This is a genomic window from Anaerolineae bacterium, assembly GCA_014360855.1.
Classification (GTDB): Bacteria; Chloroflexota; Anaerolineae; order JACIWP01; family JACIWP01; genus JACIWP01.
On sequence record JACIWP010000166.1, the window covers coordinates 1 to 7,286 of the forward strand.

Annotated in this window: 9 protein-coding genes; 1 reads left to right on the forward strand and 8 read right to left on the reverse strand. The window is 64.1% G+C overall.

Going from position 1 to position 7,286, the window contains the following annotated elements; all coding sequences use genetic code 11:
• From H5T60_09720 to H5T60_09750, 7 genes are all read right to left on the reverse strand, one after another.
• Nucleotides 1-272, reverse strand: a 272-nt coding sequence (locus tag H5T60_09720; protein MBC7242709.1) for an SDR family NAD(P)-dependent oxidoreductase, incomplete at its 3' end; no start/stop codon positions are given.
• A 54-nt stretch (nucleotides 273-326) separates the two neighbouring features.
• Nucleotides 327-1,055, reverse strand: a complete 729-nt coding sequence (locus tag H5T60_09725; protein ID MBC7242710.1) for an SDR family oxidoreductase — start codon at nucleotides 1,053-1,055, stop codon at nucleotides 327-329.
• A gap of 26 nt (nucleotides 1,056-1,081) precedes the next feature.
• A complete protein-coding gene (locus tag H5T60_09730; protein ID MBC7242711.1) occupies nucleotides 1,082-2,362 on the reverse strand; it encodes a 2-oxo acid dehydrogenase subunit E2 in 1,281 nt (426 codons plus the stop codon).
• Nucleotides 2,363-2,499: 137 nt separating this feature from the next.
• Nucleotides 2,500-3,228, reverse strand: a complete 729-nt coding sequence (locus tag H5T60_09735; protein ID MBC7242712.1) for a dihydropteroate synthase — start codon at nucleotides 3,226-3,228, stop codon at nucleotides 2,500-2,502.
• Complete coding sequence (locus H5T60_09740; protein ID MBC7242713.1) at nucleotides 3,225-4,025, reverse strand: TIM barrel protein; 801 nt, start codon at nucleotides 4,023-4,025, stop codon at nucleotides 3,225-3,227. Before H5T60_09740 ends, H5T60_09735 begins: the two co-directional genes overlap by 4 nt.
• An 18-nt stretch (nucleotides 4,026-4,043) precedes the next feature.
• Nucleotides 4,044-5,033: an alpha-ketoacid dehydrogenase subunit beta gene (locus H5T60_09745; protein ID MBC7242714.1), complete on the reverse strand. Its 990-nt coding sequence runs from the start codon at nucleotides 5,031-5,033 to the stop codon at nucleotides 4,044-4,046.
• Nucleotides 5,034-5,042: 9 nt separating this feature from the next.
• The gene (locus H5T60_09750; protein MBC7242715.1) at nucleotides 5,043-5,984 is read right to left on the reverse strand and encodes a thiamine pyrophosphate-dependent dehydrogenase E1 component subunit alpha; all 942 of its coding nucleotides are present in this window, start codon (nucleotides 5,982-5,984) and stop codon (nucleotides 5,043-5,045) included.
• Between the two features lie 468 nt (nucleotides 5,985-6,452).
• Here H5T60_09750 and H5T60_09755 point away from each other — a divergent pair, with 468 nt between their 5' ends.
• Entirely contained in the window at nucleotides 6,453-6,842 is a 390-nt protein-coding gene (locus tag H5T60_09755; GenBank protein MBC7242716.1) for a hypothetical protein, read from the forward strand.
• 68 nt (nucleotides 6,843-6,910) lie between these two features.
• Here H5T60_09755 and H5T60_09760 read toward each other — a convergent pair.
• The coding region (locus H5T60_09760) for a 2,4-dihydroxyhept-2-ene-1,7-dioic acid aldolase (GenBank protein ID MBC7242717.1) at nucleotides 6,911-7,286 on the reverse strand (376 nt) is incomplete at its 5' end.

A 7,286-nucleotide genomic window follows, 5' to 3' on the forward strand; every position in this document is an offset into this window, starting at 1 on the left:
GAGGCGTTGTTGATCAGCACGTCAATGCGTCCGAAGCGCTCGATGGTCGCGTCCACAAAGGCCCGCACCTGGTCGGACTGGGTCACGTTCACCTGCATGGCCAGGGACTGCACCCCGTGTGACTCGATCTCCGCCTTGGTCTCCTCCCACTCGTGCGCCTGGTTGTAGCTGAAGGCGATATGAGCGCCTTTGCCGGCCAGGTACAGCGCGATATGCTTCCCGACCCGCTTGGCGCCGCCGGTAATCATAACGACAGAACCGCGCACTTCCATGTCTCTATGCTCCTATCCGTGAAAATGCGTCTACCCGCTCCATGAACACCGCGTTTATGTCAGGGAGCGCCCTCCGTCCACGAAATACACTGCCCCAGTAACGAAATCGCACTCGATCAGAAACTCTATCAGCCGGGCGACATCCAGGGGTGAGCCGATGGTCTTCAGCAGGGATTTGTCCTCCGCCCAGCGGCGCTTTTCGGGCGGAGCGTCCTCCGGCAGGAGGATGGTGCCGGGGGCGATGGCGTTGACCCGCACCGCCGGCGCCAATTCCACCGCCATAGACTTGGTCAGGGACCACAGGCCGGCCTTGCTGGCCGCATCATGGGCATAGCCCGGCCACGTTTGAAACGCGGAAAGGCTCGTCATGTTGATAATCAGCCCCCTGCCCTGCCGGAGCATATGCGGCGCCACCAACTGCGAGCAGATGAAAGGCCCCTTCAGGTTCACCTCCATGGTCCGGTCCCAATCCTCCTCGCGGATCTGGAGGAACGGGGCATGCAGCCAGATCGCGGCGTTGTTGATGAGCACGTCAATGCGCCCGAAGCGCTCGATGGTCGCGTCCACAAAGGCCCGCACCTGGTCGGACCGGGTCACGTCCACCGCCATGGCCAGGGACCGCACGCCGCAGGATTCGATCTGCGCCCTGGTCCCTTCCAACTCCTGCGCCTGGATGTCGCAAAAGGCGATATGGGCGCCCCTGCCGGCCAGGTACAGAGCCACCTGCTTGCCCACGCGTCGGGCCCCGCCCGTGATCATGACGACGGAATCGCGCACTCCCACCGCATCTTCTCCTTCATGGCTACCGTTCAATCGAGCACGGTGAGGACAAAGGGACGCTCCACTAGGGCCTTGACGCGCTGGAGGAAGCGGGCCGCCGGCGCGCCGTCCGTCAGACGGTGATCGAAGGACAGGCTCAACGTCATCATCTGGCGCGCCACGATATTGCCCCCCGCATCCACCGCCGGCCGCGGGGAGATAGCTCCCACGCTCAAAATGGCCGCCTCCGGCGGGTTGATGATGGCGGAAAAATCGCGAATCCCATACATCCCCAGGTTGGTGATGGTGAAGGTGCCCCCCGTCAGCTCGTCCGGCAGACTGCGGCCCTCCAGCGCCCGCTGGACCAGCTCCCGCAACTGCCGCTCGATGGTCAGCAGGTTCATCTGTTCCACATGGTGCAGGACCGGCACCATCAGGCCGCGCTCGGTGTCCACCGCCAGGCCGATGTGGATGGACTTGACGCGCTCGATGCCGGCCGGCGTGAAGCGGGCGTTCATGTACGGATGCTCCTGCAGTGCCCGCGCCACCAGCTTGATGAGCAGGGTGTTGAACGAGATTTTCTCCCCCAGCTCTTCGATCAACTGCTGGCGGGCGCTGACTAAATTGGTGGCATCCACGTCAATGTTCAGCGTGACCTGGGGCCGTTCCCGCCAGGCGGCAGAAAGGCGCTCGGCGATGATGGCGCGCAGTCCGGTGAGCGGGATGAGCTCGACCTCCTCCTCGAGCGGTGCCGGCGAAGCGGGCACAGCTCTGGCCTCCAGCACGCGCTCCACATCCTCCCGCAGGATGCGGCCGGCGGGGCCGCTCCCCACGATCTGCCGCAGATCCACCCCTTCCTCTTCCGCCAGCTTACGGGCGGCCGGCGTGGCGCGCGGCGCGGGCACAGCGGCAGGCCGGGCCGGCGCAGGGACATCCCGCGCCACGATCATGCCGCGCGGGCCGGTCCCTTGGATGCCCATCAGCTCGACGCCGGCCTCGCGGGCCAGCCGGCGGGCCTTTGGCGTAGCGCGCACCCGTTCCGCCGGCGCCTGTGCTTCGGCGGCCGGCGCTGGCCCCGCAGAGGGCTGGGGCAGGAGGACGGCAATGGGCGTCTTCACCGGCACGATCTGGCCGGCCGGCACCAGGATGTGCAGGAAGCCGCTGGCCGGCGACTCGATCTCCAGCACCGATTTCTCGCTCTCCAGGGTGAAGAGGGTCTCCCCTTTCTCCACCCGGGCGCCCTCTTCCTTGTACCATTTCACCAGCTTGGCCTCGGTCATCGTCAGGCCAAGCTTCGGCATGAGGATGGTATAGCCCGTTTCACCGCTCATGTGCCTGTCGCACCTCGCTCATGTGCACGATAGTAGGCGATATAACGCAGTCCGTAGGGGTCTTTGCCGGCCAGGAAATCGGCGGCGCGCACCACCGGCAGAAGCTGAGGCGTGGTCGGGTCCACCAGGGCCGCATCCTATCCCCAGGGGATGGCGGCGGCAAGATATGCCAGGTCCACCGATGTCCCGTGGGGCATGCCGAAGCCGGCATTCCCGATCCCCAATATCGTGGCAACTCCCAGCTCTTCATGCAGGGCCTGCAGTGTCCGCAGGGTGACCGCCATGGACCCCGGCTCGGCAGAGGACGCCAGGCATATGGCGTCTATAATGATGTCCTCGCGGGGAATACCGTAGCGGCCGGCGGTCTCGACGATCACCCGCGCCTCTTCCAGCCTGCCCTCCACCGTGCGCGGCAATCCGTGACGGTGGCCGATGGGCATGCCCACGACAGCGGCGCCGTAGCGCGCGGCGATGGGCAGTAGGGTTTCCAGCGATTCCCGTTCGGCAGTGACCGAGTTGATGAGCGCCTTGTACGGCCGGAGCGCCTTCAGCGCGGCCTCTAGCGCGGCCGGATGGCGTGAATCCAGGGAAATCGGACAGCCCAGGGCCTCATGAACGGCCGCCGCCAGGCGGGGGAGCCACTGCACTTCGTCCACTTCGGGATGGGTCAGCAGGATGTCGGCCATGTCCACGCCGGCCCGATACCCCTGTTCCGCCAGTTCCAGCAAAGGATCCAGCCGGCCCTCCCGCAGTGCCTCCAGCGCCTCTGGCCGCTGATCCATCAGGCGGACCTGGTCATTGATCAGCACCGTCGGGTGCCCTGGCCCAATATGCAGTTCGCCGCTGCGCGACGTCAAGACGGTCACTGCCCAAAGATCTCCTTGACCTTCGCCAGCGCGGCTTCCTCGGATTGGGATGGATAGAATTCCATGCCGATCAGCCCGTCATAGCCCAGCCGGCGAAGCGTCTTGGCGATGTTCCAGAAGTTGATCTCGCCAGTGCCCGGCTCCTGGCGGGTGGGCACATCGCCGATATGCACCGTGGGATACAGGCCGTGATAGGCTTCCAGGCCGTAGATGAGGTTGCCGGCGGTGCGCTGTTGGTGATAGCAGTCGAACGACATGCGCAGTTGCGGGTGGTTGAAGCGCCGCACGATGTTCGCCACCTGGTCATGGGTGTGGATGAAGACCCCGCCGTGAATATGGAACGTGTTCAGCGCCTCGAACCACAGGGTGATGTTCGTCCTCTCCACCATCTCCAGGATCTTCTCCAGCCCATCGAGCAGGTTGACGTACATCTCCCCTGGGGAATAGTCCTTGGTCAGAGGGGCGATCCATTCCTCCCCATTGGGACGCACCTCCACCTGATTGGAGAAGATGAACAGGTGGGGGATCTCATAGCGCTGGGCCATCTCCAGGGTTTCCGCCCAGGCATCCAGACAGCGGGGATGGTCGTTGGCGTCCACAAGGTTGCCCAACTGGCCGTCGAAGGTGGAGTTGATGATGCATCCATGGCGCTTGCACTCGGCATAGATATCGGCCATGGGACGCTCGCGCCAGAGCCAGACATCGAGCCGGCGGATGCCCAGCGCCGCAAAGCGCTCCACCCGCTCCACAATGGGCACCTCGCGGAACCAGAAATCCATATAACCGGTGAATTCCACGTTTGCTGCTCCTTTACGTCACGCTTTTGCGCCGGCCGTCAGGAACCGCACCGCCGCCAGAATATCCTCTGCCCCCGGCAGGACCTCTTCTTCCAGGACAGGGCTGTACGGGATGGGCACATTCTTTGCCGCGACCCGCACGATCGGCCCATCCAAATATTCCACCGCCTCTTCCGCCAGCACTGCCGCGATCTCCGCGCCCGGGCCGGCGCGCTTGTGCGCCTCGTGGACGATCACCACCCGGCCGGTCTTCGCCAGCGAGCGGATCAAAGTCTCCTTGTCCAACGGTACAAGGGTGCGGGGGTCAATCACTTCTGCCTCGATGCCCTCCTGCGCCAGGGCATCCGCCGCCGCCAGGGCCTTCGCCAGCATGCCGCCGATGGCGATGATGGTGACATCGCGGCCCGGGCGCACGACATTCGCCTCGCCGAACGGCACCGTGAAATCTGGGTCCTCCGGCACTGGCCCCCGCACCGCGTACAGCATTTTGTGCTCAAAGAAGAGAACGGGGTCCTCGCCGCGAATGGCGGTTTTCAGCAGGCCCTTGGCATCCGCCGGCGTGGCCGGCACGGCGATCTTCAGCCCCGGCACGTTCATGAACCACGATTCCGGGCTTTGCGAATGCTGTGCCGCGGCTGAACCGGGCGCGCCGGTCGTCACGCGGATGGTCAAGGGGACTTTCGCCTTGCCGCCGCTCATGTAGCGCGCTTTGGCGGCCTGGTTGACGATCTGATCGCCGGCGCACATCAGGAAATCGCCGAACATGATCTCCACCACCGGCCGCATGCCCATCATCGCCGCGCCCAGCCCCCCTCCGACGATGGCGCTCTCGCTGATGGGGGTATCCCGCACGCGGTCGGGGCCAAACTCCTCATACAGGCCGGCGGTCACGCCGAACACCCCACCGAATACCCCGACATCCTCGCCCATGATGAACACCGACGGGTCGCGGTGCATCTCCTCACGCAGTGCTTCGCGAATGGCTTCAGCAAATGTGATCTCTCTCATTCCCGCACCTCAGAACACCAGGCCGTTATGGGTATCGCCGTACACGCCCAGCAGGGCTTCCTCCGCCTTTGGGATGGGCGCGGACTTGGCGAATTCCACCGCTTCGTCCAGTTGGCGGAGGACGTCTTGATGAACCTTGTCCAGGGTCTGCTCGTCGAAGATGCCGGCCTCCAGCAGGCGCCGGCGGAAGAGCACCACCGGGTCGCGCGCTTTCCAGTACTCCATTTCCTCCTGGGTGCGGTAAACCATCGGGTCGCCCTCGTAATGTCCCCGCTGGCGGTAGGTCTTGCCCTCGACGAAGGTCGGCCCCAGGCCGGCGCGCGCCCGTTCCGCCGCCATGCGCACCGCCTCATAGACCGCCAGGACATCGTTGCCGTCCACAATGATGCCCGGGAAGCCGTATCCCGCGGCGCGCGCCGCCAGGTCGGCGATAGGGGCCTGTTTATGCTGGGGGGTGCCTTCGCCGTAAAGGTTGTTCTCGCACATGAAGATGACCGGGAGCTTCCAGAGGCCGGCCATGTTGGCCGCTTCATGGAACGCGCCCTGATTGACCGCGCCGTCGCCGAAAAAGGCCAGCGCCACGCGCTTCTCCCCCCGCAGGTGGAAGGCAAGGCCGGCGCCGACGGCGATAGGGATGCCGCCGGCGACGATGCCGTTGGCGCCGAGGATGCCCAGGTCAAAGTCGGCGATATGGAGGGAGCCGCCGCGGCCCAGGCAGTAGCCGGTGGAGCGGCCGGCGAGCTCCGCCATCATATAGCGGGGATCGCCGCCCTTGCCGATCAGATGCCCGTGCCCGCGATGGGTGCTGGTGATCACATCCGCCGGCGCCAGGGCCAGGCAGGCGCCCACCGCGGTGGCTTCCTGTCCCACGCAGGGGTGGATGAAGCCGGGGATCAGGCCGTTGCGGCGTTCCTCGATGGCGCGCAGTTCAAACTCGCGCACCAGGGTCATACGGCGGAACATCTCCAGCAACAGCGAAGGGTCATAGGTGGAAAGGGGTTGAGCGGACAGTGTCTGAAGCATTTCAGCATGATGGTCGGACATGCATCACCTCGCAGTAGGCCGGCACAGCAGGATGCTAAACGGAGCTGGGAACAGCCACCACATTTATATGCAATCTTATCACAAATGATAGGATTTGTCAACTCGGAGTAAACGAGAGGGAGTCGCCATTGCGCAGGGCAGGGCTGGCCGGCCCTGCCCCCGCAGGCCGCACAGCGGTAGAAGGTCCCGCGGACGCGAGGCTTCCGCGCCAGAGGGGGTGAGCATCCACCCTTCGTCTCCTCCTCCGCAGGTGCTTTCCCCACCACTCTAGGACGCCCCCTGTGGTGAGGCAATTTGACAGATCCCTGAAGTCGTATACAATGTTGAATACGTATTCATCCGCTTGCTGTCCAGGATACTAGGAGGTAATGCGAAATGAAGCTCATCCGCCGGCAGGACGTTCCCCTACGGCCGCTCCCCGGTCGTGCCATTCAGTTGGTTGTCGGCCAGCAAGGCGCCGCCTCCCCCAGCAATCTGATCACCATGGGGTTCGCCCGCTATGCCGCAGAATATGGGCCGATGAGCCCACACCGGCACGCGGAAGAGGTGGTGGTGGTGCTGGAATCCGAACGCGGGTACGTCAGATTCGGAGGGTTCGGTGATCAACCCGATGAATTAGGTGAGCGCATTCCGCTCGAGCCGGATATGATCCTGCACTTTCCCGAAAACGAATGGCATGTCTTTGAGTACGACGAGGGTGGCTCTATCACCATCGCCTTCTTCTATCCCAGCGCGAGCGTATACGCCGGACAAATCTCCAAGTAACAGATTGGGGTTTCGGCAGGAATAGAAGATTGGCCTGGGATGTTGGATCCCAGGCCAATCCTTATCTCTTATCTCTGGGGAAAGGCTCTGCGGAAGGCGGTGACGCGATCGGCCGCTAACCTGGCCAGCCCTACTCCATCGGCCAACACCATCAGCATCTGATAGCCACGGCGGTACAAACTTTCTGCCTGCTCCCAGCTCGTGCAGGTGGTCGCCAATACCTTGCCGGCCTTCAATACCCCCTCCTCAGCCCTCGCAATGGCGGATTGTACCTCTGGATGGCCCGGGTTGGCGAAATACCCCATCGAGGTTGCGAGGTCCATCGGGCCGATGAAAACGCCATCCAGCCCCTCCACGCCGAGTATTTCCGGCAAATTGGAAACGGCTTCCAGGGTCTCAACGGCGACCAGGACCAGGAGCTCCTCGTTCGCACGGGAGAGGTAC